Genomic DNA, 23,440 nt, shown 5'->3' with positions numbered 1-23,440 from the left:
GAAGTAGTTAAGATTGCAAAAATCTATATAGATTTCATAGGTAATAAACTAGATTTCTTTTTGCTGATCATAAAAACTGATCTTAAATTAGCGGTATATAAAAGTTGAAAACGCATGAAAATATTAGGAATAGGTTCTAGAATCTCACACTCGGAATTTGGTAAAGGTGTAATTACCAATGTTTCAAGTAATATGTACTGGGTAACATTTATGGACAGCGGCTTAGAAACTATTGACATTGATTCGGATTATGAAGTGATCGAGGCAATTGAAAACGAGGTAGATACGGTTAGTTTTTTTGATGTGGAAAGTTCATTGGTTTCCATTTTACAAAAATGGAGCGATGCTACCCAGCGTGTTGCAATAGCCGATAAATGGAAAGGTGGGAATTTGGTGTTAGAACCAGGTGAAGCTGGTTTAAGCAATAAAGAAATACCAATAAATACATTCTTTCATAAGATTGTAATGGTACGTGACCGTATTCGTGTTATGGAGCAAAAAATTAATGCAAGCAAGAATTTAGACGACCAAGAAAAAGTAGACCTTCAGCAGTATATAACACGTATTTATGGTAGCTTAACGACGTTCAATGTACTTTTTAAAGCCAAAAGTGATCACTTTATTGGTGAAAAGGGAGGAAAGTAAATCTTGCTTCAACTTTAAGCTTAATTTTGAACGCGAAGCGATTTTACAATTTCAAATTGTTTCTTTACAATGGCCTCGTTAAAGCCGTGGGCTGCATTTGAAACGGCCACATACTCTTTTCTAGGAGCTCTAATTTTTTCAAAGTAGGGCTTGTTTAGCTTTTGGGAGCAAAGAATATCATTTTCGCCCTGGATCATAAAAACGGGTAAGCGAAAAGTAAGTGAGGTTTTGTTGAAATCGATATGACTAACCATCGATTTCACCCCAATTTGTTCATCGCCAACAAGATTTAAAAAGGAATAGTCATCACCGTTATATCTATCTGTAGCATCATCATTATTCTCATATGCAGATGCTATTTTCCACCATGATGATGGGGCGGGGGTGGCGTTAAGTTTTTCGTATTGTTTAACAACACGTAATAACTGTCCGTAGTTTTTTGCTTGTGGATACGGTGGTGGTCCCAATTCCTTTAGTTTAATAAGAATTTGGTCGTCTTCTTTTTCTTCTGCTATTTCAATAACTTCATTATAGGCATTTTTAATATTCGCCAAGAAATTAACAAATTGAGCGTGACCAATGTAGGCATGGAAAATTTCTGGCTGTTTTTGCGCCATTTCGGTCGCTAAAATAGAACCCCATGATGTACCTATTAAAATAACTTTTTTCTTGTCGAGTCGCTTCAATAGGTAGTTTGTAACGGCAATGCCGTCATTGGTCATTTCTTTTATCGATAAGGGGTTACGGGCATAAAAATCTTCGTTGACAGTTTTAGGGCAATTTTTGCCAAATGTTCTTCCGGCACCTCTTTGATCCCAATGAACAATGGTAAAATCTTTCATCCAATCAGCGAATATATCATCTTTATAATGGCTTAATGTACTGCCGGGTCCGCCATGAACAACCAACACCACTGGGTTAGCGCTGTCATTGCCATTAATAGTTATCCATTGTTCGATACCACCAATGTTTATAAATTTCTCTTCCGATATTTTATTTTGTCCTAGTGCTACATTAAAGGCTAAAAGTAGGATGGTTAAAGTGAGTTTATTTTGCATTTTGATTGATGATTTGATGAAGTAAGATTAAGATACGAAGAAATGGCTGATTATTCAATTTGTATAATACCCTATTCTTCTATGTGTGCGTTTCATAAGTTAAAGTGCTTAGTGTTCTACTTGAAATCGTAAAACCGTTTTGAGTTTATCCTTGGCAACCTTTCTAAAGTCCGACAAATAAATCTCTCTATGAATTTTTGATTTTCGCTTTAAGTTGTTTTCTTCGGCATATGTTTCCATCACCTTAAAGGTTTCATTTTCGGTATCGTAACTTCCAATATGTAGCATTTGTACGCATGGTCCTTCTTCAATTTCTTGTAATTTGAGCTTCTCTAAGAGTTTCTGGGGTTTCTTATTTTTTGCGAGCTCAAGCATTTCAGCAAAGAACTCAAATGTTATAAATTCTGGCTGTCGGATCATTAAATTAAACACCAATTCGTCTTTGTTGATTTGTCCTGTAAAATGTTGTTTTGCCTTTTCCGAGATATCCCAAACACCTTCTAGTGGGTAAACTGTCCAGTCTATATAATTTTTAGGTAAATCATCCCTTTTTTTTAAAGACATTTTTATGGCATATGCTACACTGTATAGTGCCTGAATATGTTCTGTGAAATAACTACTGTTTGGATTACCTTCTCCATAAATGGATACATATTTAAATCTTGGAATTGTAACAAGCTCCGGTATATTTTTGGGCAAATAAATGCTTTTTTCCTTTTTTCTCCATTCATGTTTTAGTGGCTGATTCATAATAACAAAGTAAATAAATATGTGAGAGGTAAGATGTTATAATTAGGTTAATGCATATTTTAAAATTTTATAATCATAGGTGCAGGGGTAATGTATCATTCTATACTTGTTTTGAGATATTATGAAATAAGCATAGTATTTTAAATGCACATTGGTTATTTTAGTTTTAAAATTATACTATGGGTCAAATAATAACATTTGGGGAAGTTTTAATGCGAATATCACCGCGCGGCAATAAGAAATTTGTACAATCTAATATTGTTGAATTTTATTTTGGGGGAACAGAACTGAATGTTGGGATATCCATCTCCAATTTTGGGGGTAAAGTAAAGCATATTAGTGCAGTTTCAGATGATTTTATTGGTGATACGGCAATGACTTATATACAAAAATTTGGAGTGGATACTTCTGCCATTGAAAAGTCAAAAAGACCTCTTGGGGTCTATTTTTTAGAAGTAGGTGCGGTAATAAGACCTAGTATGATTTCGTATAATCGTTCTCATTCTGCATTTTCAGAGATTGAACCTTCAAAGGTCAATTGGGAAACCGCTTTAAAAAATGGGGAATGGATGCATTGGACAGGCATAACACCCGCATTGTCACAAGGAGCTTATGATTTGCTGAAGGAAGGGTTAAAATTGGCAAGAGAAAAGGGAATGGCGGTTTCTGCTGATCCTACATACCGAAGTGGACTTTGGCAATACGGGCAAGACCCTAAGGAAGCTTTAATTGAACTACTTCATTATTCTACAATCTTTATTGGAGGTGTAAATGAAATTAATGAAGTTTTAGGAACGGACTACGGCTATGAAAATGATGATTTTATTAAGGCAAGTAAACAGTTGATTCAAGAATTTCCGAGTATTGAAAAGGTTTTTGATAAAATTAGAACGTCTTTAAATTCTTCTTGGCATAAAATAAGAGCTCGAATGTGGAACGGTAAAGAGTTTAGGGAGACCGAAGATATCGACATTACCCATATTGTAGATCGTATAGGTACTGGAGATGCATTTGCAGCGGGGTTGATTTACGGACTTCAGCAGTATGATGATTATAAGGCGATGGAATTTGCAAGCGCGGCTTGTGCATTAAAACATACCTATGAGGGAGATGTTAATTTTGCTACGGTAAGTGAAGTCAACAATATCATTGCCGGAAATTTAACAGGTAGATTAGTACGATAAATTCTGTTATATCAAGCGATATTGTCATAAAATTTGAGATTTTAAGATGAATGTTTATTTGCAGATTAACTAGTGGTAATTATTTTTATATTACCTGATATGGAACATGTTTGTTTCACGGTATTATAAATGGTACCATACTTTTCGATATTCTTTTTCAAAAGAGATACATTTAATTTATCCTCATTACTGTAAATGGTTAAGGTGTACATAATGTCATCCATTCTCGGTGGGTTTTCGAAACGTGCTGCAGTAACTTCCATTGCTGTTTTTTCGTAATTAAATTTCATCATGACAGAAAAACGTTCAACATTTTTTAGCATACAGGCGGCAAAAGAGCTCAAAAATAACTCTGCAGGATTGGGTAGGGTATTTACTGTTTTCGTTGTTGTGCCAAATGCTATGATTGATTCTTTTACTTGAATGGTAGCATCGTTCTGTGATAGGGAAGTGGCAAGTATTTTATAGTTCATAGTGAAATAATTTAAAGGAATGTTCTGGGTCATCATTCATTTAGATATTTCAAAACTAAACTTGACAAAAAAAATAACAGCTGATTTTTATCATGTTCAACATATTTACTCTACGTAAATACCTATTATGATGTGGGTGGGGCGTATTTGTTTTTAAAATCAAACACCTTTTGAGATGCTCCATTCTTCTGAAGGTAATCTAAAAGTTCCACGGCATTCTGTACGGTTGGGTAATCTCCTTCGGAAATCCACCACATTGCTGTAGATACCTTTCCAAATTTGTGAAACCATTCTTTTCTTCTTCTTAGAAAATCGGTATGAAAAGTTTTGTAAACGAATGTTTCTAACAACTCTACAGTTTTCCAAACAGATATGTTTATAATTACTTGTTCGTCATTATAAGGGTTGAAGTTAGTAGCATCATTGGTTTCATCTTTTAAACGCCAAATGAACCCTTCACTGTGCTCGGCTAATTCATTTACCTTATCTAAATTGTCTACAAATTCTTTCATGATAGGATCATTGATATTAACACCCTTCATTCGAGCAATGTTGATTTGGGCTAACTGATACTTGTTTGGCATGATATCTACTTTGATATAAATGTAATAATAACAAGCGTAGATATTTGTAGTGGTCAGAAAGATAATTTTTTAAACAGCCTCTTTTTTTTCAGATAAATATTTCCAGTAACGTTTGGGCACATGTTGCACATGAAGCTTAGTGTTAATTCTAGACTTAATTGTAGTACTCTTAAAATAATTGTTCCATAAGTCTTGGTACTCATATTCGCTATCCGTGAAAACGGAACTCTTTTCTAGACTATTTGCATGAATATCGGTTAAATCTAGAGAGATTATTTCTACAGTATTCAAATTGTAAAAGATACCATACTTCTGTTTTACGTCATAAATAATCCACTGTTGGTCCGTATATCTATTTCTAAAATGTTTTGAGATTAAAGGCAACACGTCAAAATCTGGTTCTATGTTCGCAAAATATACGTCATCTTTAGTAAGTTGAAAACGAATAAAAGCCTCCATTCGGTGTTTTTCTCTTCCCACTTTATGTGCTATCTGATTAATTTTTAAAATGCCGTCATCACTAAAATCAGTAGCTCCTTTATACTTGCTGCCCATTAACTTTTGAATGTAATGGTAAAGAAGAGCTTCTATATTACTTTGTTCGCTTAAAAACGCAAAGTATATATTTTTTATCGCGGTATTACTTTTTTTTCGAACACCGTTCCACACACGTTGTGCTTTTTCAACGTTGGTGAAAATGGTTTCGGTCTCAGCGAAAAGTCCACTTTGTAATTGATTGTTTTTTTGAATATCGGCATGGGTTAACTTTTGTTCAAACCCAATAAAAACAGCAGTTAAAAATCCGTTGAAACTACCATCGTAAACCAAAATTTTTGAAGCGTTCATAGGTGAAGTTTTAAAAGTTAAAAAAGAATATTCTAGAGATAATTTTTAGTCTTTTTTTACACTTACTTTTAAGTAATACCAATTGGTACCCAAATGATAATATTTTACATTGAATACGGTTTATAACAGTATCGATTAATGAAATATTAGCAGGGTTTAAAGTGTTAGGTATATTTTCCATAGTTAAAATTAGGGTTAAGTGAAACTTTAATTAAATAATGATAATTGACTGTTAAACTGTTTTTTAAATTTACCATTTTGAGATTGTAATATCATGCCTTTAATTTTTGCGGCATCTAAATCTCTTCGTTCCCAATCGCTAGAATTACAAATAATAAAATACTTGGCACGGTTTAACGCAATACCCATTTTTTTGAGATGTTCCCAATTAAGATTTCTATATTTTCTTCCATTTATTATTTTGTGAACAGACCCCATACCTATACCGGGAATTCTGGCAAGCATACGAGCATCGGCTTTATTGATGTCGACAGGAAAATGATTGAGGTTTCGTAATGCCCACATTAATTTTGGGTCAATATCCATATCTAAATTTGGGTTATCGGCGTCTAAAATTTCGTTCACGCTAAAACCATAAAACCGAAGTAGCCAATCTGTTTGGTATAATCTATTTTCTCTTAACATGGGTACCTCTGATCCTAAAGAAGGTAATCTAATATCTGTTGATATTGGAACGTAACCAGAATAGTAGACCCGTTTCATTTTATAGTTTTTATAGAAATGAGTGGCGGAATACATGATATCCTTATCACTTTCACCCGTAGCACCTACTATCATTTGGGTGCTTTGACCTGCAGGTGCGTACTTTGCTGTGCTCTTAATTATTTTTCTCTCTTCTTTAAAACGAATTATTTCATCTTTTACCTTTTTCATAGGTTTAATGAAATCCTCGTGTTTTTTATCTGGAGCTAAAAGTTTAAGGCCGGAAATAGTGGGGATTTCTATATTGACCGATAAACGATCAGCATATAAACCGGCCTCGTACATTAATTCATCACTGGCACCAGGTATTGATTTTAAATGGATGTAACCATTAAAGTTTTCTTCTTCTCGTAATTTTTTCGCCACCGCAATCAAACGCTCCATGGTATGGTCGGCACTTTTAAAAATACCTGAACTCAAAAACAGACCTTCTATATAATTTCTTCTATAAAAGTTTATGGTAAGGTCAACTACCTCTTGTATTTTGAAAGCTGCTCTTTGTATATCATTGCTTTTTCGTGTAACACAATATGCACAATCAAAAATGCAATGGTTGGTCAGTAAAATTTTTAAAAGAGATACACAACGACCGTCTTCCGTATACGTATGGCAAATGCCATTGCCAGTATCGCCTAAACCATTATTCTTGTTTTTGCGATTACTACCGCTGCTTGAACAGGAGACATCATATTTGGCGGCATCTGCCAAAATGTTCAGTTTTTCCTTAATTCGGTTAAAATTCATATTACAAGTAGTATATATTCCAAAATTATGGAAATATTCCTAATTATGGAAATATTCCAAAAAATTAATTGGATATAATCCATATTTACTATATTTGAAGTATCGAGAGGGCTAATGTCTTGATAGAAAAGGCTTACTATGGAAAATGAGTTGACATTAAAAAGATTTACAGATTTAAGAAGGGAATTGGGTTATACGCAAGCGGAGTTTGCGTCACTTATCGGCGTATCAAATACTACCGCAGATATTGAGCGTGGACGAACCAAATTGTCTGGGAAAGTAGTGTTGGAGTTATTGAAGCAATTCAAGATAAATCCGCTTTGGTTATTTGGTGAAAGTGAGGAGCAATATCTAGAAACTTCTAAAACCAGTGTAATTCCAAAAGTGGTTACGGTAGATTCTGCCAGTCGAGACAATATGGTATTGGTGAATGCCAAAGCGGCTGCAGGATACCCTCAAAACATTTCAGATACTAGTTGGTATAAACAATTACCTGCGTTTGATCTACCCATTCCAGAATTCAGAAATGCGACGTACAGAGGTTTTCAGGTCGAAGGTGATAGTATGTTGCCAAATCTGCATCCGGGTGAGTGGGTATTAGCTAGAGCTATTGAGCATATAGATTATGTAAGTGCCAATAAAATGTACGTTGTGGTATTGCAAGACTCTATTATGGTAAAGAAGATAGAAAAGCGGCCGAACTCAAACAATATTACTCTCGTATCCTTGAACGAGACTTATCCTCCTTACGATATAAAGCCTTTTCAAATTCAGGAAATTTGGGAAGTGAGTAGTAAAATCACTTTTAATGTAGACGCTACAACAGATAGTGGTTTGTTGAGGCAATTGCAAGAATCTATGAAAGAGTTAAAAGATCAATTACAGCATGTTAAGAAGGTTAATTAAAGTAAATGTTTAATATATAGTCCGCTATCTTTTAACTTAAAACCTAAACTTTTATATAGTGCTATTGCCGCGGTTCTATGATGACCGCTAAAGAGTAAAACGTTATCTAGTTTTTCATTTTTTGCTTGCTCCAATAATTTCTCCATTAGTTTTCTACCTATGCCTTTTCCTCTGTATTTTGAAGAAACAACAACATCTTCGATCATCCCTTTGTGTCCAGATACTACCTTGTATTTTGCCATCATGGCTATTCCTATCAGTTTTTCTTGATCTAGGCATACGGCAACATCGGTAGTGTTGTAATCCGATAGGGCAGTAGCGAGGTCCAATTGAGTCAGCTCGACATTTAGCTCCTTATAAAGTTCGGTCAATTGAGATTGTAGATCTGACGTTACTTCGTTGAAAGTGATAAGTTTTATATCCATCGATATTCTTTGACTTTTTAAATTATTAGTACAATTATTTTCCTTTTACTTCACCCATCGATATAGATAATGGACCAAGTTTATGCAGTGTAGGTAAATGTACTCCGCTATCGGTTTTGATCCATTCTTCCCATGTTGCTTCAACTCCGCCAATAGGAATAATTTTAGTCCACAGCTTAAAGCTTTTAGGCTTCCCGCTAGGTTCAATGATCCACATATAAGAATCTCCGGGGGTGTCACCACCTTGGGTGTAGGTGACTAACAGAGCTTCAGATCCATCTTCTAAATCCACTAGGTACCTTTCTGTTCCTCGGTCAAAAACTTTGAATGGCGCTACCAACCAAAAAGAATCATTGTTGAAATAACTTTGAGCTTTCTCTATTAAATTCTTAGTTTCTTCATAAGAAGCAGGTTGATTATTAATTGTTGCCTTGCTAGAAGAAGGGGTGATTAAATCTAAATGCACAACTACGTCATTCCAAGAAACGGAAACTATTTCTTTTTCCTTGTCCCATTTGTAATGATGATCACCCCGAAAAGACCATTCAAGTTCTTTGGTGTTATTGTAATTTTTATAATTAAGAGCATCCAACATTCTGTATGCAAGAGCGTCCGCTTCTGGTCCGGATTCCCCCTTAGGAATGGGTTCATTATACAGATAATACAAGACACCGTACCCAATGGCAAGTATCAAAATTATAGCGGCAATAAACTTAAATAGTTTCTTTATCATATTTTAATTAAATAGTTGATTTTAAATATATTACATGTTTATGTAAATATGTTGATTTTATAATTTAGACAAATCTAAAATCCTACAGCGGCATCATCTCCACGCTTATCTGCACCACCTTCCAGTTTACCATTTTCCAATACACGAATTGCATCGACCTTGCCTATAATCGGGGTTCTTTCTTCGTTGATAATATACCCTTTAGTTTTCAACTCATCGGTAAGTGTAGGTGAGAATCCGTTAGGTTCAAAAATAACCATATCGGGTAACCATTGATGATGAAATCTTGGAGCGTTGACAGCGTCTTGCATACTCATTTTAAATTCATAACTGTTTAAAATAGTTTGGGCAACCGCGGTAATAATGGTAGATCCTCCTGGGGTGCCGACAACCATCCATAATTTGCCGTTTTTTTCTACTATAGTTGGGGTCATACTACTTAACATTCTCTTTTCTGCGGCAATGCTATTTGCTTCAGCTCCAACTAACCCGAACATATTTGGAACACCTGCTTTAGCACTGAAATCGTCCATTTCATTGTTTAAAAAGAAACCTAGCTCATCTGAGTATAGTTTAGAGCCGTATGCTCCATTAAGGGTAGTGGTAACAGATACTGCGTTGCCTTCTTGGTCAACAATGGAATAATGTGTGGTTTCCATACTTTCTACAATTTCAATACTGCCATGTTCCACTTCTGAGGATTTGGTTGCTTTGTCAAAAGAAAAATTCGCCATTCTTTCTGCAAGGTAGTCATCACTCAATAATCGGTCATAGGGTATATCTACAAAGTCCGGGTCTCCTAAAAAGTAGTTTCTGTCTGCATAGGCCCTTCTTGATGCTTCTGTGAATAATTGTATCATTTTTGGACTATTATGTCCTAATTCGGCCACATCATATTTTTCCATCATCTTTAAAATTTGGTTGATGGTTACCCCTCCGCTACTTGGCGGACTCATTGAAATTATTTGTAAATCTTTATAGTTGAATGAAATAGGGTCCCTCCATACTGCTTGGTATTTTTCAAGGTCTTCTTCGGTAATATACCCTCCTTTTTCTTGAATAAATGCGGCTAATTTTTGTGCTACTTCACCTTTGTAGAAGCCGTCTCTTCCGTTTTTGGCGATACTCCTGAAAGTGTTTGCCAAAGCTGGGTATTTAATTGTGTCATTCTCTTTGTAAGCAGTGGCAAACTTAGTGCTGTCACTATTGACTTCAATGAATTTGTCTCGTTGACTAGCTAATCTTTTTTCTTGATTAGCGGTAACTACAACACCACGTTCTGCTAAAGCAATGACCGGAGCCATAATTTCTTCAAGGGGTAAGGAGCCAAATTTTTTGTGTACTTCAATAATACCCGCGACCGTACCGGGTACTCCGACAGCGGTAGCTCCCAGGGTGCTTTTATTTGGTATAACATTTCCCAAGGAATCTAAATACATGTCTCTGTGTGCTGTTAGCGGAGCCTTTTCTCGGTAATCTAAAGCGCCCGATTCACCATCCGCTTTTCTGTATACCATAAAACCACCTCCGCCAAGGTTACCTGCAAAAGGGTAGGCGACGACCAAAGCCATTTCTGTAGCTACCATAGCGTCAAAAGCGTTACCTCCTTTTTGCATAATGTCACTACCTATTTTTGAAGCTTCTTTACGAGCAGAAACTACCATTGCTTTTTCTGTAACTGTACCGGTTGGTTTTGTCGGGTTTTCTTTGCAACTGCCAAAAATAACAAATGCAACAAGTAATAGTGCTAATTTGAGTTGGTTCATAATTGGTTAAATTATTAGTTTAAATAATTGTTTTTAGAATATTGACTGTTAGTGTTTAAATTTAATCTTTGATTACTAATGAATTAAATTTATTTTTTGAGAATGTTATTAGTTCATCAAAGAACTCGGTAAATTCATCTTCAAAAGAATCATAGTGTTCTTCAAGATCTAAAATGGCAAAATTCATTTTAGACCTATTTTTTGTTCTTCGGTTCATGCCGTTTAGCACATTGCCAATACCTTCCATTTTTGAGTAATTGTAAAGCCAATTATCAGAAATCATATATGGCATCATTTTTTGTACGCCTATGGGTAAAATTTCATAATTGTCTTCGAGTAGGTCGTAAAAATCATCCACAAAAACATCTAATGGAACATCTGAATATTTTGTCCAGTTTTTTGCTAAAAAGTGATCATAGTAAATATCTACGATGACCCTACTATAATGACTGTAATTTGCATGTAATCTTTTGCTGCTAATTTTTGGAATCAGATGGGTGTCGGTATAGGTATCAATCAGTCGATGTAGTTTTATGCCTTTTTGCACCTTAGTGGGTAGATGTTGAAATTTATTAGCACGTATGCTATCTGCAATAAAATTTCCGATAGTAATCTCTTTATCGCCAAAGGATAAGTATATATGGGCTAAAAAATTCATTCCTCTAAATTATGCTTCGTATGTCGAATTTACAAAGAAGGGCAATAGCGATGTAGTACGATACCTTTATATTTGCAAAAACTTATGAAGAATATATGACACTAATAAAATCTATTTCAGGAATTCGAGGAACAATTGGAGGTAAGCCAGGCGATAATCTAACACCTATTGATGCGGTTAAGTTCGCAGCTTCTTACGGAATTTGGTTAAAGGAATATTCTAAAAAAGAGAAGTTAAAAGTGGTTATTGGTCGCGATGCCCGTTTGTCTGGCGAGATGATTCAGAACCTTGTAGTATCTACCTTAGTAGGATTAGGAATAGATGTAGTGGATTTAGATTTATCTACAACGCCAACTGTTGAAATTGCCGTACCAATGGAAAAAGCCGATGGCGGAATTATTTTAACGGCAAGCCATAATCCAAAACAATGGAATGCGCTTAAACTATTAAATGAAAGAGGTGAATTTTTAGATGCTGCCCAAGGTGCTAAAATTTTAGAAATAGCAGAAAAAGAAGATTTTGATTTTTCTGATGTAGATGATTTAGGGCAAATCAATAAAAACGATAGTTATATTGATATACATATAGACGAAGTTTTAAACCTTTCTTTGGTAGATGCCGAAGTGGTTAAAAAAGCGAAATTCAAGGTTGTTGTCGATGGTGTAAATTCAACCGGTGGTATAGCCATCCCTAAACTCTTGAAAGAATTTGGAGTAGAGGTAATTGAATTGTATTGCAAACCAACCGGCCACTTTCCGCATAATCCAGAACCATTAAAAGAGCACTTAAAAGATATTTGTGATTTGGTGGTGAAAGAAAATGCTGATTTTGGTATTGTAGTAGATCCAGATGTTGATCGTTTAGCATTTATTAGTAATGATGGAGAAATGTTTGGAGAAGAATACACTCTAGTAGCCTGTGCCGATTATGTGCTCGGTAAAACTAAAGGTAATACGGTTTCCAACCTTTCATCATCTCGTGCTTTGCGTGATATTACCCAAAAACATGGAGGTACTTATGAAGCTGCTGCCGTTGGGGAAGTAAATGTGGTTACCAAAATGAAAGCTAACAACGCTGTTATAGGAGGCGAAGGTAATGGAGGTATCATTTATCCAGAAAGTCATTATGGTAGAGATTCATTGGTGGGTACGGCTCTTTTCCTAATGTTAATGGCAGAAAAAGGCGGTACGGTTGCAGAACTAAGAGCAAGTTACCCTAGCTATTATATGAGTAAAAAGAAAATTCAGTTAACCCCAGGTTTAGACGTTGATGGTATTTTAAAGGCAATGGCTGAAAAGTATGCCAATGAGGAGTTGTCAACAATAGATGGTGTTAAGGTCGATTTTGCAGAAAACTGGGTACACTTAAGAAAATCTAACACAGAACCAATTATTAGAATTTATACAGAAGCTAAAAGTCAAAATGAAGCAGATGAATTGGCGGATAGAATTATTGTAGAAATTAAGGATGTAGCAGGTTTGGAATAGCAAAATCTGTTTGAATAAAAAACCGGAAATAGTTTGAACTATTTCCGGTTTTTTATTTTATAAGTCTTTAGGTTACTTCTGCAAAAGCAGCAGGTTTTTTGCCTCGGTGCTTCCAGCGCTTATGTGTCCATAAATAAAATTGTGGCTGCTCTAATATTTGTTCTTCTGTTAACCTTAGAAATTTATTGGTAATCTCATGTTCTTCGGTTTCTTTACTGTTTATGGCTATAGGAATAAATTCTGCTTTGTAGTGCCCACGTTTTACCTTACTCACTTTTAAAAATACCGTAGCTAAACCTGTTTTTCGAGCCAATGTTTCGCCACCAATAAATATGGGTACCGTAATGCCCAAAAAATCAGTCCAATAATGGGCTCTGTGTGCTTGCGGAGATTGGTCGCTTACCATTCCGTAAGTAGCTCTTACATTATCTCTATAATTTTTAATTACTGTTTTGGCAGTTTGGGCTTGTGTAATTAAAGTGGTATTCCAACGAGCTCTAACTTTTCTAATAAATTGATCAAAATATGCATTGTTTACTTTTTGGTATACGGCATAGCCCTTTGAGTTAACATAGTTGTTGATGCTAACATTCCATTCCCAATTGGCATAATGTGCGCAAAGTATAATGATACTTCGTTCTTTTTCAATATCAAGTAAAACTTCAGGGTTTACCACTTGGTATTTTTTGGCAACGGATGCTTTACTAAGGTTCATGGTCTTGACCATCTCAAGAAACATATCGCAAAGATGTTTGTAAAATTCTTTCTCAATACGATGAATTTCTTCTTTAGGTTTCTCCGGAAAAACCAAGTTCAAATTTTCTTGAACTACTTTTCTTCGGTAGCCAAAAACCCGATAAATAAAGAAACAGGCAATATCAGATAAACCATAAAATAAACGATGCGGCAAGATGGAAACTATCCATAAAAAAGGATAGATCAAAACAAAGGCCAATAGTTGCATACTAGAAAAAATTATGGGCAAATATAACTATATTTGATGCCAAATAAACAGAGTACAATGTACAACCTTGATCTAGCAACAATAGCATTAATTGCAGCGAATGTATTGGTTTCAATGAAAGGATTTAACGACCCAACCTTCTTCGAGCGGTACAAATTTAGCATTGGTGCCATTAAAGCAGGGCAAAAAGACCGCATGGCTACCTCTGGCTTTTTACATGTAGATGTTTCTCATCTATTGTTTAACATGCTAACGTTGTATTTTTTTGCAGGAGTTGTAATCAATTGGTTCGGTCAAACTCAATTTCTTATAATTTATGCCGCTAGTCTTTTGGCGGGTAGTTTATTGGCACTTAGTTTTCATAAAGATGAGCCATATTATTCAGCGGTAGGGGCGAGTGGTGCGGTAACCGGTATTTTATATGCCGCAATACTATTGCAACCAAATATGCAGTTGGGTATTATGTTTATTCCCATTCCGGTGCCTGCCTATGTTGTTGGTATCGGTTATTTATTATATTCTATTTATGGAATGAAAAAGAGATTAGGTAATATTGGCCATACCGCGCATTTTGGTGGGGCAATAGGTGGTTATGCCTGTACCTTGCTTTTTATGCCCAGTTTGCTACAGACCGATACTTTAATGGTGGGATTGCTGGCATTGCCTATTATTTTACTTTTTGTTTTAGGTAAAATGGGTAAAATTTAATTATTTCTCAAGTATTGTGATTTTTTCTGGTTCATGGGCTAAAATATAGTGCATTTCATCGGATTTCTCTGTGTATAGACAACAATACGGCAATTCGGGTCGTTATTCCCAAAACCCGAATTTATCATGAAATCAAACCTATCTATCAGAAAATCATGGCTAGTAACTATTTCGGCAGTATTTTTTATTGCAAGTTGTAGTGATGAAACCACAGTTTTTGAAAACCCCGAAGATAATTTAGTAACAGAAACAGATCAATCGAAGCTCACAAATAGTGTAAGTTTTGATGAAGCAGGTGTTTTGGATATATATGAAGACCCAACCACCAGTGCAAAAAGATATAATGTCACAGGAAAAACAGAGGCTGCAGGTGGCTATCCTTTGACTTTAGTGGCGCAAATTGCACCGCCAACATTTACGAATGGCGAAAATTTAGCTGCTACGCATGTAGCTTTAGATGGTGATTATGGCTATGTTTCATATAACACCGTTGGGCAAGATTATGTGGGCGCAATTGATGTTATTGATGTCAGCGATCCAAATAACCCAAGAGTTACATCTCGAGTATATTATACGAATGCAGATTTAAATTCTATTGCTTATGATAATGGATATTTATATGTTGCAGGTGGTGTAGATGCAGAGCAATCGGTAACCGCGACAGCAAACTCTTTAGTTGCTAAAATAGCAGTAAGCGAAGGCAGAATAAATACGTCAAATATTAGTTATGGCTTTCAAGAAGGTTTTAATGCAACAGATGTTCGTATTGTAGATAACGACGTTGTAGTAACTAGTGGTCAAGACGGCTATGTGGTTGTCTATGATAAAAATGATCTTAGTGTCAAGAATGAGGCAGCTTTCGCAGATTTAAGGTCTGTTGCATATAATGGCAATGAAATAGCAGTTTTGGATGCCGCACAAGGCGTAAGCTTTTTAGATGCTAATCTAAATACGGCTAGAAGTATATCGATACAGTCAGATTTTGGAGTGGATGCCAAGCGTACACTAGATTTTTTAGGCGATAACATAATTGTTTCTGAAGGTACAAAAGGAGCTGGAGTGTATAACAGTGCATCCGGCAGTTTTGTTGAGTATTTGCCAATTTTGACCAATCCTGAAAATGCGGAACCGGGAGAAGTTGTAACTAACGGAGTTGCTGTAAACGACGATGTGCTTTTAATGGCCAATGGTGCTGGCGGACTTAGTCTTTCTGAAACAAAAGCTGATAATACTGTTGGTGTAGGCGTTATTGAACTTACGGGCTCCATTAATTACGTAGCATCAAAGGATGATTATATATTTGCCGCTTCAGGAAAATCTGGATTTCAAATCATTAAACTGAATAGACCAAGTGAAAGTTTAGAAGAGAGATGTTCAGAACTGTCAAGATATTCTGGTAGCGCTAATCTGAACGTGAATAGCGGAGAAGAGCTGGCTTACAGTGGGTCAAAGAGGTTTAATAATGTGAATATCAATGGCGAATTATTGTTGTGCGGTTCTTGGACGGTTAAAGATGGCGTAGCTATTAATGCCAATGGCTTGTTTGAAATGAACGGTACCTTGGTTGTTGGTAGAAATAATCGTCAAAGAAATATAACCATCAATTCTGGTGCAACCTTAATTGTAGAAGGTGATTTGGTCATCTATGGTAATTTGGTACTAAATGATGGTGCTTCTATAGCATTTTTAGGTGATGATTCTGTAGTTGCCGTTACTGGTGAGGTAATTAAAAATGGTGATGTTACCGTTACCGGTAATTTTAATGACTACTACAACAAGTTTTAAGACTAAAATCAAGTTATAAAAAAAATCCCCTAGGTTTCGCCTAGGGGATTTTTTATGAAATGAACTTAAAAATTAGTTCAGTAATTCTGCAACCTTGGCTTCCAATGCTGGTCCTCTTAGGTTTTTAGCTACTATTACACCGTTCTCATCAAGAAGAAAAGCGGCAGGTATAGCGTCTACATTATATAACTTAGCGATCTGATCATCAAAATATGCAATGTTTGAAATATGGTTCCACTCCAAACCATCTTCAGCAATGGCTTTCTTCCAAGCTTCTTCTGTCCTGTCTAAAGAAACCCCTAAGATATTTAAACCTTTATCGTGGTATTTATTATATACTGCTACAATGTTTGGGTTTTCAGCTCTGCATGGTCTGCACCATCCTGCCCAAAAATCTATAAGTGTAACTTTTCCCATTACATCTTTTAAAGCAAGTTCGCTACCATCTAAACTAGGTCCTGAAAATTCAGGAGCTTTTGCACCGATACTTGAGTTTTTTCCCGCTTCTTCCGAGGCTTTTAGTTTTTCTATACCTTCTTGAACCTGTTTACCGGGTTTTGTATTTTTGATGTCTTCAGACAATGTGTTGTAAATTTCTTCTACTTCTTCAAGACTAACAGCTTTTGTTGCGATAGCCCTGTCAAGAACCAATGCTGATATTAGTGCGTTAGGATTGTTTTTAACGTAATCCAGTTCAAAGGTTTTGTATTCCTCTTGCAATTCTTTCATTTCATCTTGAAGCGCGACTGCAGCTTCACCTGATGCAGATTTCATGTCTTGCTGAATAGATTGTGCTTGCATTGAGATTTCTCTAGACTGCTCCATATAATCGGCAAAAGCATCATTTTGAAAAGTACCGCTAATTTCTGCGAAGCCCATACTATCTCGCTGAGCATTGAATTGGATCTCACCATTTTCTAGAATGACCGCCGTATAACCTGGTAGTTGTTCTACGAAAATATAGTGCAGTTCTGGTATGTCTGATTTTCCTGTAAATGTAAATTCGCCATTAGTTGTAGTGGCGGTGTCTATATCCATTGGTTGGTTGTTCTCGCCAATCGTTTTTAGAAAAACTCGGGTGCCATCTGTTAATTCTCCTCTTAATTTTCCATTGAGGGTAAAGCTTTCCGGTTCAGAGTTACAGCTGAACAATAAAATTCCGGCAAGCAGTATTACAATACTATTTTTCATAAATTTCACTTAGGTTAAGTTACAAATGTACTTATATATAGGATATAAAAAAAGACCCTTAACGCAAGGTTAAAGGTCTTTATAGTAATGTAATTTTTGTATTTAGAACTGATATCTAATACCTAGTCCGATATCAAAATCGAAATTATCTGAGAAACCGTCATACCCTAAAACACCTAATTCAGGTCTAAAGTCCAACGACAATATTAAAGGTATATCAAAGTTGTATTCGATACCGATATCACCGGCAGCAAAAACGAAAAGACCTCCATCGTCGTCATTGTTGGGGTTTGTAGGGAAATCAACGCTTCCTAATCCACCACCTACACCGTAGTACCAATTAAAATCTCCTTCTATTGGTCTAACCCATTGGTAGAGTCCGGCTAATTTGAAAGCATCAAAATTTCTACTGTCTCTCCATCCTAGATCGAACTCGGCTCTAGTGTATCTGGTCAATGATTTTTGGTAACTGATTTCAGCACCAAAGCCATCGCTGTCCCCTAATCTAAGTCCAAGTGCATGATCGGCAATATCTTGAGCCGATATTGAACATGTTGCCAGTAGTGATAATGCAATAATACTTTTTAAAATCTTCATATAGTTATTGGTTTTTGTGATGAAAAATGAGCCTATTTATAATGTGGCTCACACAATAAAACTTAATTTAGCAATCAAAATTGTGTTACGTTGGATAATAATTTACTTGCAAAGTTAAGAGAAGATTTAGAGGGAGATGTGCAATTTGATAATCTTACCAAAACACTGTACGCTACCGATGCGTCAGTATATCGAAAAATACCATTAGGTGCGGCTTTTCCAAAATCCGTCGAAGATATTAAGAAGATTGTGCAATTTGCGAATAATGAAGATATTAGCGTTATACCAAGAACAGCAGGTACATCTTTGGCAGGGCAATGTGTGGGTGATGGACTAGTGGTCGACGTGTCAAAGCATTTTACTGAAATAATAAGTCTGGATCTAGAAAAAAAACAGGTTACCGTTCAACCAGGGGTTATTAGAGACGAACTGAATCAGTATTTAAAACCGTTCGGTTTATTTTTCGGTCCGAATACATCGACATCCAATAGGTGTATGATGGGCGGTATGGTCGGCAATAATTCATCAGGGACCACCTCTATCCAATATGGGGTAACCAGAGATAAGGTCGTCTCTATGAAAACGGTATTGTCAGACGGTTCTATAGCGGAGTTTGGTAGCATAGCTACAGATGAGTTCAAGAAGAAATTACAAGAAGATACTTTTGAAGCTTTACTTTATAAAGAGGTGTATAAAGAGCTATCTAATAAAGATGTAGTTAAAGAAATAAAGGAGAATTTTCCTAAACCTGAAATTCATAGAAGAAGTACAGGTTATGCTGTAGATGAATTATTGAAAACCGATATTTTCGGAGGAGAATTACCCTATTTCAATATGGCAAAATTGTTATGTGGTAGTGAGGGTACACTTGCATTTACTACAGAGTTAACAGTGCAATTAGATACTTTGCCACCGCCGCTTTCGGCCATGGTCGTTACGCATTACAACACTTTAGAAGATTGCTTAATGGATGTGGTTCCGGTAATGGAACACCCATTGCAATTATGTGAAATGATGGATAAGGTAATTTTAGATTGTACCAAGAACAATCGTGCACAGTTAGCCAACAGGTTCTTTGTTGAAGGGGATCCTGCGGCTTTGTTGATGTTACAGGTATCCGCACATACAAAATTGGAATTGGAACAAGCAATAGCCGCATTGCATAAGACCATTGAGAAATCTGGGTTAAGCTATGCGAATCCTGTTTTATACGGCGATCAAATTGCCAAGGCCATAGAGCTTCGTAAAGCAGGATTGGGTCTATTGGGAAATATTGTAGGTGATATGAAAGCGGTAGCCTGTATTGAAGATACTGCTGTGGCTTTACCGGATTTGAAAGATTTTATAGCGGAGTTTTCCCTAATTATGAAAGGTTATGGGCAAAGTGCCGTGTATTATGCACATGCTGGTGCAGGTGAGCTGCATTTAAGACCAATTCTTAATTTAAAGAAATCTGCTGATGTGGGCTTGTTTAGGGCAATTACTACAGATGTAGCTAAACTGACTAAAAAATATAGAGGTTCATTTAGTGGAGAGCATGGAGATGGTATTGTACGTGCTGAGTTTATCCCTTTAATGATCGGTGAGAAAAACTATGAGTTGTTAAGGCGAATAAAATCATACTTCGATCCCAAGGGAATTTTTAATCCGGGTAAAATAGTTGACGCTTATCCAATGGACAAGTCCTTTCGTTACGAGGTTGACCGAAAGGAGCCTGATGTGAAGACCTTAATGGATTTCTCTGATAGTGAGGGTATATTAAAGGCTGCTGAAAAATGTAACGGAAGTGGCGATTGTAGAAAAACCGAAAAAGCAAAAGGAGGTATGTGTCCAAGTTACCATGCCACCAAAAATGAAAAAGATACAACAAGGGGTAGGGCAAATACGTTAAGAGAATTTTTGACCAACCCAAATAGTACTGCTAAGAATAGGTTTGATAGTCCCGAAATTAAGGAAGCCTTTGACCTTTGTTTAAGTTGTAAGGCATGTGCAAGTGAGTGTCCCAGTAATGTGGATGTGTCAACCTTAAAAGCTGAATTTTTATATCAATATCAAGAGGCAAACGGCTATTCTTTACGTGGTAAATTGTTCGCTTATAATACAAAGCTGAACGGATTGGGTAGTAAGGTTTCTGGTCTGACCAATGCTGTGTATGATTCAAAATTACTTGGGGGACTTTTGAAAAAAACAAGTGGAGTTGCACAAGAAAGGAGCTTGCCAAAGGTTTATAGTTTTAATTTTGATAAACATCTTCAAAAAATTAGTAATCAGAAAGTTGATGCAAATAAAAAGGTAGTTTTGTTTATCGATGAGTTTACGCGTTACCTAGATATTGAAGTAGGGAAAGATGCTATAGAATTATTGGCGAAACTTGGTTATGATGTAGAGCTTTATTATGCAGAAAGCGGTAGAACATTCCTTTCAAAAGGCTTCTTGAAACAAGCTAAAAAACTAGCGGTTAAAAACTCCAAGGATTTGCAAAAATTTGCAGATGCAGGTTTGCCGGTATTAGGTTTAGAGCCTTCAGCAATTTTGTCGTTTAGAGATGAATACAAACGTATGACCGGTAATAGAGATGTTGCACAGAAAATTGCGGATAATTCCTTTTTAATCGAAGAATTTCTGGCAAAGGAAATTGCAGAAGGTAAGTTGAGTGCGTCGAGTTTTACCACAAAAGCTAAGGATATAAAGATCCATAATCATTGTCATCAAAAAGCATTGAGCAATCAGAAAGTGACTTTTGATGTTTTAAACTTACCAACCAACTACAAGGTTACTATTATACCATCTGGTTGTTGTGGTATGGCGGGTTCATTTGGTTATGAGGAAGAGCATTACGAGACGAGTATGAAAATTGGTGGTCTAAAGCTATTTCCTGCAGTACAAAAATCATCGGAGGAAACTATTATTGCTGCGAACGGTACCAGTTGTAGGCATCAAATTTTTGATGGTACCAAAAGAATTGCTAAGCACCCGGTAAGTGTATTGAAAGAAGCTTTACTAGACTAAATATCGGTAAGACCGTCTTTTTCTTTTTTAGAATCCCTCTCTTTGCGTTGGGTTATGGTAGCAATAAGCTCATTCATGTTCATGGACTTTAGTTCTTCGTCCATATAAAACGAAGCCAGTTTATCATTTTCGTATCGGTATAGTTTCCAACGTTTAAATGAATATTCAAGGGCAGTCATATGTTTTACCCAGTCACCCGAATTTAAGTAGAGGCATTGACCTTTTTTGGTTTCGAACTGTTGTTTGTTCGGAGCATGGCTATGACCGCATACGACATGATCGTAATGTTGGTTGATGGCCATTTTGGCTACATTGTTTTCGAATAAGGCTATTTGCTCGGGATCTCTTTCACCATAGTCTAATTCTGGGTTAGAAAATGGTTTGTTCTTCTTTCCGAACATGCCTAAAAACTTGGTTTTTAATTTTGCCAGTTTTAATAAGGTGTCAAACCCTGTTTCCCCAAAATTTAATAACCAATGTGAGTGTCTAAAGGAAAAGTCGAAAATATCACCGTGAAAAAAGAGCGTGTTTTTTCCATTTAGTTTTAAAGAAAGTCTGTTAGAAACCTGAATGGTACCCATATAAATATCATCAATCTTTCTTAAGGGTTCATCTTTATTGCCAGTAATGTAATGTACTACCGTTCCTTTGGCTGCTAAAGAAAATATTTTCTTGACCACTTTTAGATGAGAAGGAGGAAAGTAGTTATTGCGCATTCTTTTTGCGTCTAGTATATCACCGTTTAGAATTAGAATTTTCGGGTCGATACTACATAGGTATGTAAGCAATTCCTCAGCATGACAACCATATGAGCCTAAGTGAACATCAGATAGCACCGCTATTTCAAGACGACGTTTTTTCAAAGGGGATAATTTTTGGGTCAAAATTAAACCTAATGGTATACATGCCAATCATTTGGAGAGTCAATAATCTTTAATGATTAGGTTAATTAATCATTATCACAAAAGAGTAAGGTTAAGGTAATATTAAGCACTTTTTAAATTTTTCTTTCATGCATTTAACATTTACCTTTGAAGTCTGTGGATTTGTAGGTGTTAAAACCATACGTATTTAATAAAGAACATACTTATTATGGCCGGAAATAGCTTTGGGAATATTTTTAAGGTAACCACTTTTGGAGAGTCGCATGGTAGAGCCATTGGCGGAGTAATTGACGGCTGTCCATCAGAAATTGAATTGGATTTTGAGGCCATACAAAAAGACCTTGATCGTCGTAAGCCTGGTCAGTCTGCAATAGTAACCCAGCGTAAAGAGCCAGATGAAGTAGAATTCTACTCAGGTGTTTTTGAAGGTAAGACTACGGGTACACCCATTGGTTTTGCTATTCATAATACCAACCAGAAGTCAAAGGATTACGGACATATAAAAGATTCTTATAGACCATCGCATGCTGATTATGTTTATGATCAAAAATATGGCTTTAGAGATTACCGTGGCGGTGGCAGAAGTTCGGCAAGGGAAACTGCAAGTAGGGTGGTCGCAGGTGCCATAGCAAAGCAATTTTTAAAAGGTATAGAAATACAGGCCTATGTTTCTCAAGTAGGTAGTATGAATTTGGGTAAGCACTATACTGAACTAGATCTTTCTTTAACAGAATCTAATGCAGTTCGCTGTCCAGATGTGGCAATGGCCGCTAAGATGGAAGATTATATAAAATCGATTAAAAAAGAAGGTGATACCATAGGTGGAGTGATTACATGCGTTGCCAAAAATGTACCGATTGGTTTAGGAGAGCCTGTATTCGATAAATTACATGCGGAATTAGGTAAGGCAATGTTGTCTATTAATGCCGTAAAGGGCTTTGAATACGGTAGTGGTTTTGAAGGTGTAAAGATGAAGGGCAGTGAACATAATGACCAATTTAATTCTGATGGTTCTACAAAGACCAATTTTAGTGGAGGAATTCAAGGTGGTATAAGTAACGGAATGGATATTTACTTTAACGTTGCATTTAAACCTGTAGCCACGGTCATACAAGGTTATGAAACTATTGATAAAGAGGGTAATATGGTCAAAACTCAAGGTAAGGGAAGGCACGATCCATGCGTGGTACCAAGAGCTGTGCCTATCGTTGAAGCAATGACAGCATTAGTCTTGGCAGATTATACACTTCTTAATAGAACCATTAAATTATAGGTTCGTTTTTAGCACTTTTCCTAGCAAAATACTATCTTACTTCCCTA

General features: G+C 36.1%; 22 protein-coding genes. 8 read left to right on the top strand and 14 right to left on the bottom strand.

Annotated features, from left to right (window positions below):
- Positions 1-114 precede the first annotated feature (114 nt).
- Positions 115-645: a hypothetical protein gene (locus DCS95_RS02215; protein WP_116769208.1), complete on the top strand. Its 531-nt coding sequence runs from the start codon at positions 115-117 to the stop codon at positions 643-645.
- Positions 646-665: 20 nt separating this feature from the next.
- Here the strand turns inward: DCS95_RS02215 and DCS95_RS02210 are convergent, their stop codons facing one another.
- Both DCS95_RS02210 and DCS95_RS02205 read right to left on the bottom strand, forming a co-directional pair.
- Complete coding sequence (locus DCS95_RS02210; RefSeq protein WP_116769207.1) at positions 666-1,703, bottom strand: alpha/beta hydrolase; 1,038 nt, start codon at positions 1,701-1,703, stop codon at positions 666-668.
- Positions 1,704-1,811: 108 nt separating this feature from the next.
- Positions 1,812-2,453 carry a GyrI-like domain-containing protein gene (locus tag DCS95_RS02205; protein WP_116769206.1) on the bottom strand — a complete coding sequence of 214 codons (642 nt, stop codon included), beginning with the start codon at positions 2,451-2,453 and terminating at the stop codon, positions 1,812-1,814.
- 179 nt (positions 2,454-2,632) lie between these two features.
- On the opposite strand from DCS95_RS02205, the gene DCS95_RS02200 reads away from it, so the two are divergent.
- Positions 2,633-3,637 carry a sugar kinase gene (locus DCS95_RS02200; RefSeq protein ID WP_116769205.1) on the top strand — a complete coding sequence of 335 codons (1,005 nt, stop codon included), beginning with the start codon at positions 2,633-2,635 and terminating at the stop codon, positions 3,635-3,637.
- A gap of 65 nt (positions 3,638-3,702) precedes the next feature.
- Here DCS95_RS02200 and DCS95_RS02195 read toward each other — a convergent pair whose 3' ends face one another.
- The 4 genes from DCS95_RS02195 to DCS95_RS02180 form a co-directional block, all read right to left on the bottom strand.
- Positions 3,703-4,110, bottom strand: coding sequence for an OsmC family protein (locus tag DCS95_RS02195; RefSeq protein ID WP_116770121.1), 408 nt, complete (start codon positions 4,108-4,110; stop codon positions 3,703-3,705).
- Positions 4,111-4,235: 125 nt separating this feature from the next.
- On the bottom strand, positions 4,236-4,694 hold the full coding sequence (locus DCS95_RS02190; RefSeq protein WP_116769204.1) for a DUF3291 domain-containing protein: 459 nt from the start codon (positions 4,692-4,694) through the stop codon (positions 4,236-4,238).
- A gap of 69 nt (positions 4,695-4,763) precedes the next feature.
- Positions 4,764-5,540 (bottom strand): TIGR03915 family putative DNA repair protein, encoded by a 777-nt coding sequence (locus DCS95_RS02185; protein WP_116769203.1) that lies wholly within the window; start codon positions 5,538-5,540, stop codon positions 4,764-4,766.
- 207 nt (positions 5,541-5,747) lie between these two features.
- On the bottom strand, positions 5,748-7,007 hold the full coding sequence (locus tag DCS95_RS02180) for a putative DNA modification/repair radical SAM protein (protein WP_116769202.1): 1,260 nt from the start codon (positions 7,005-7,007) through the stop codon (positions 5,748-5,750).
- Positions 7,008-7,145: 138 nt separating this feature from the next.
- On the opposite strand from DCS95_RS02180, the gene DCS95_RS02175 reads away from it, so the two are divergent.
- A complete protein-coding gene (locus DCS95_RS02175) occupies positions 7,146-7,913 on the top strand; it encodes an XRE family transcriptional regulator (RefSeq protein WP_116769201.1) in 768 nt (255 codons plus the stop codon).
- Here DCS95_RS02175 and DCS95_RS02170 read toward each other — a convergent pair.
- The 4 genes from DCS95_RS02170 to DCS95_RS02155 form a co-directional block, all read right to left on the bottom strand.
- Positions 7,910-8,338: a GNAT family N-acetyltransferase gene (locus DCS95_RS02170; protein ID WP_116769200.1), complete on the bottom strand. Its 429-nt coding sequence runs from the start codon at positions 8,336-8,338 to the stop codon at positions 7,910-7,912. The two genes, DCS95_RS02175 and DCS95_RS02170, sit on opposite strands and share 4 nt — an antisense overlap.
- A 34-nt stretch (positions 8,339-8,372) precedes the next feature.
- The gene (locus DCS95_RS02165; RefSeq protein WP_116769199.1) at positions 8,373-9,071 is read right to left on the bottom strand and encodes a hypothetical protein; all 699 of its coding nucleotides are present in this window, start codon (positions 9,069-9,071) and stop codon (positions 8,373-8,375) included.
- Between the two features lie 74 nt (positions 9,072-9,145).
- On the bottom strand, positions 9,146-10,837 hold the full coding sequence (gene ggt, locus DCS95_RS02160) for a gamma-glutamyltransferase (protein ID WP_116769198.1): 1,692 nt from the start codon (positions 10,835-10,837) through the stop codon (positions 9,146-9,148).
- Positions 10,838-10,898: 61 nt separating this feature from the next.
- Positions 10,899-11,495 (bottom strand): acyl carrier protein phosphodiesterase, encoded by a 597-nt coding sequence (locus tag DCS95_RS02155; protein ID WP_116769197.1) that lies wholly within the window; start codon positions 11,493-11,495, stop codon positions 10,899-10,901.
- Positions 11,496-11,590: 95 nt separating this feature from the next.
- Here DCS95_RS02155 and glmM point away from each other — a divergent pair, with 95 nt between their 5' ends.
- Positions 11,591-12,982 (top strand): phosphoglucosamine mutase, encoded by a 1,392-nt coding sequence (gene glmM / locus DCS95_RS02150; protein WP_116769196.1) that lies wholly within the window; start codon positions 11,591-11,593, stop codon positions 12,980-12,982.
- A gap of 67 nt (positions 12,983-13,049) precedes the next feature.
- Here the strand turns inward: glmM and DCS95_RS02145 are convergent, their stop codons facing one another.
- Positions 13,050-13,967 carry a lysophospholipid acyltransferase family protein gene (locus DCS95_RS02145; protein WP_341865173.1) on the bottom strand — a complete coding sequence of 306 codons (918 nt, stop codon included), beginning with the start codon at positions 13,965-13,967 and terminating at the stop codon, positions 13,050-13,052.
- 36 nt (positions 13,968-14,003) lie between these two features.
- On the opposite strand from DCS95_RS02145, the gene DCS95_RS02140 reads away from it, so the two are divergent.
- On the top strand, positions 14,004-14,654 hold the full coding sequence (locus DCS95_RS02140) for a rhomboid family intramembrane serine protease (protein WP_116769194.1): 651 nt from the start codon (positions 14,004-14,006) through the stop codon (positions 14,652-14,654).
- A 126-nt stretch (positions 14,655-14,780) separates the two neighbouring features.
- Positions 14,781-16,439, top strand: coding sequence for an LVIVD repeat-containing protein (locus tag DCS95_RS02135; RefSeq protein ID WP_244178360.1), 1,659 nt, complete (start codon positions 14,781-14,783; stop codon positions 16,437-16,439).
- A 72-nt stretch (positions 16,440-16,511) separates the two neighbouring features.
- Here DCS95_RS02135 and DCS95_RS02130 read toward each other — a convergent pair whose 3' ends face one another.
- Positions 16,512-17,630, bottom strand: a complete 1,119-nt coding sequence (locus tag DCS95_RS02130) for a TlpA disulfide reductase family protein (protein ID WP_116769193.1) — start codon at positions 17,628-17,630, stop codon at positions 16,512-16,514.
- A gap of 102 nt (positions 17,631-17,732) precedes the next feature.
- On the bottom strand, positions 17,733-18,227 hold the full coding sequence (locus DCS95_RS02125) for a hypothetical protein (RefSeq protein WP_116769192.1): 495 nt from the start codon (positions 18,225-18,227) through the stop codon (positions 17,733-17,735).
- Between the two features lie 90 nt (positions 18,228-18,317).
- Here DCS95_RS02125 and DCS95_RS02120 point away from each other — a divergent pair, with 90 nt between their 5' ends.
- A complete protein-coding gene (locus DCS95_RS02120) occupies positions 18,318-21,236 on the top strand; it encodes an FAD-binding and (Fe-S)-binding domain-containing protein (RefSeq protein ID WP_116769191.1) in 2,919 nt (972 codons plus the stop codon).
- Here the strand turns inward: DCS95_RS02120 and DCS95_RS02115 are convergent.
- Positions 21,233-22,099: a UDP-2,3-diacylglucosamine diphosphatase gene (locus tag DCS95_RS02115; protein ID WP_116770119.1), complete on the bottom strand. Its 867-nt coding sequence runs from the start codon at positions 22,097-22,099 to the stop codon at positions 21,233-21,235. The two genes, DCS95_RS02120 and DCS95_RS02115, sit on opposite strands and share 4 nt — an antisense overlap.
- Positions 22,100-22,328: 229 nt before the next feature.
- On the opposite strand from DCS95_RS02115, the gene aroC reads away from it, so the two are divergent.
- The gene (gene aroC / locus DCS95_RS02110; protein WP_116769190.1) at positions 22,329-23,393 is read left to right on the top strand and encodes a chorismate synthase; all 1,065 of its coding nucleotides are present in this window, start codon (positions 22,329-22,331) and stop codon (positions 23,391-23,393) included.
- The last annotated feature ends 47 nt before the right edge of the window (positions 23,394-23,440 follow it).

This window comes from Maribacter litoralis, assembly GCF_003075045.1.
Classification (GTDB): domain Bacteria; phylum Bacteroidota; class Bacteroidia; order Flavobacteriales; family Flavobacteriaceae; genus Maribacter; species Maribacter litoralis.
This window is presented reverse-complemented; position numbering and strand designations above follow the sequence as displayed.

Excerpts from the sequence above, each read along its gene's own strand:
- DCS95_RS02175 (WP_116769201.1), top strand. The coding sequence starts at position 7,146 with ATGGAAAATGAGTTGACATTAAAAAGATTTACAGATTTAAGAAGGGAA.
- DCS95_RS02205 (WP_116769206.1), bottom strand. The coding sequence starts at position 2,453 with ATGAATCAGCCACTAAAACATGAATGGAGAAAAAAGGAAAAAAGCATT.
- DCS95_RS02215 (WP_116769208.1), top strand. The coding sequence starts at position 115 with ATGAAAATATTAGGAATAGGTTCTAGAATCTCACACTCGGAATTTGGT.
- ggt (WP_116769198.1), bottom strand. The coding sequence starts at position 10,837 with ATGAACCAACTCAAATTAGCACTATTACTTGTTGCATTTGTTATTTTT.
- DCS95_RS02140 (WP_116769194.1), top strand. The coding sequence starts at position 14,004 with ATGTACAACCTTGATCTAGCAACAATAGCATTAATTGCAGCGAATGTA.
- DCS95_RS02180 (WP_116769202.1), bottom strand. The coding sequence starts at position 7,007 with ATGAATTTTAACCGAATTAAGGAAAAACTGAACATTTTGGCAGATGCC.
- DCS95_RS02165 (WP_116769199.1), bottom strand. The coding sequence starts at position 9,071 with ATGATAAAGAAACTATTTAAGTTTATTGCCGCTATAATTTTGATACTT.
- DCS95_RS02185 (WP_116769203.1), bottom strand. The coding sequence starts at position 5,540 with ATGAACGCTTCAAAAATTTTGGTTTACGATGGTAGTTTCAACGGATTT.
- DCS95_RS02170 (WP_116769200.1), bottom strand. The coding sequence starts at position 8,338 with ATGGATATAAAACTTATCACTTTCAACGAAGTAACGTCAGATCTACAA.
- DCS95_RS02190 (WP_116769204.1), bottom strand. The coding sequence starts at position 4,694 with ATGCCAAACAAGTATCAGTTAGCCCAAATCAACATTGCTCGAATGAAG.
- DCS95_RS02135 (WP_244178360.1), top strand. The coding sequence starts at position 14,781 with ATGAAATCAAACCTATCTATCAGAAAATCATGGCTAGTAACTATTTCG.
- DCS95_RS02125 (WP_116769192.1), bottom strand. The coding sequence starts at position 18,227 with ATGAAGATTTTAAAAAGTATTATTGCATTATCACTACTGGCAACATGT.
- DCS95_RS02210 (WP_116769207.1), bottom strand. The coding sequence starts at position 1,703 with ATGCAAAATAAACTCACTTTAACCATCCTACTTTTAGCCTTTAATGTA.
- DCS95_RS02195 (WP_116770121.1), bottom strand. The coding sequence starts at position 4,110 with ATGAACTATAAAATACTTGCCACTTCCCTATCACAGAACGATGCTACC.
- glmM (WP_116769196.1), top strand. The coding sequence starts at position 11,591 with ATGACACTAATAAAATCTATTTCAGGAATTCGAGGAACAATTGGAGGT.
- DCS95_RS02155 (WP_116769197.1), bottom strand. The coding sequence starts at position 11,495 with ATGAATTTTTTAGCCCATATATACTTATCCTTTGGCGATAAAGAGATT.
- DCS95_RS02130 (WP_116769193.1), bottom strand. The coding sequence starts at position 17,630 with ATGAAAAATAGTATTGTAATACTGCTTGCCGGAATTTTATTGTTCAGC.
- DCS95_RS02200 (WP_116769205.1), top strand. The coding sequence starts at position 2,633 with ATGGGTCAAATAATAACATTTGGGGAAGTTTTAATGCGAATATCACCG.
- aroC (WP_116769190.1), top strand. The coding sequence starts at position 22,329 with ATGGCCGGAAATAGCTTTGGGAATATTTTTAAGGTAACCACTTTTGGA.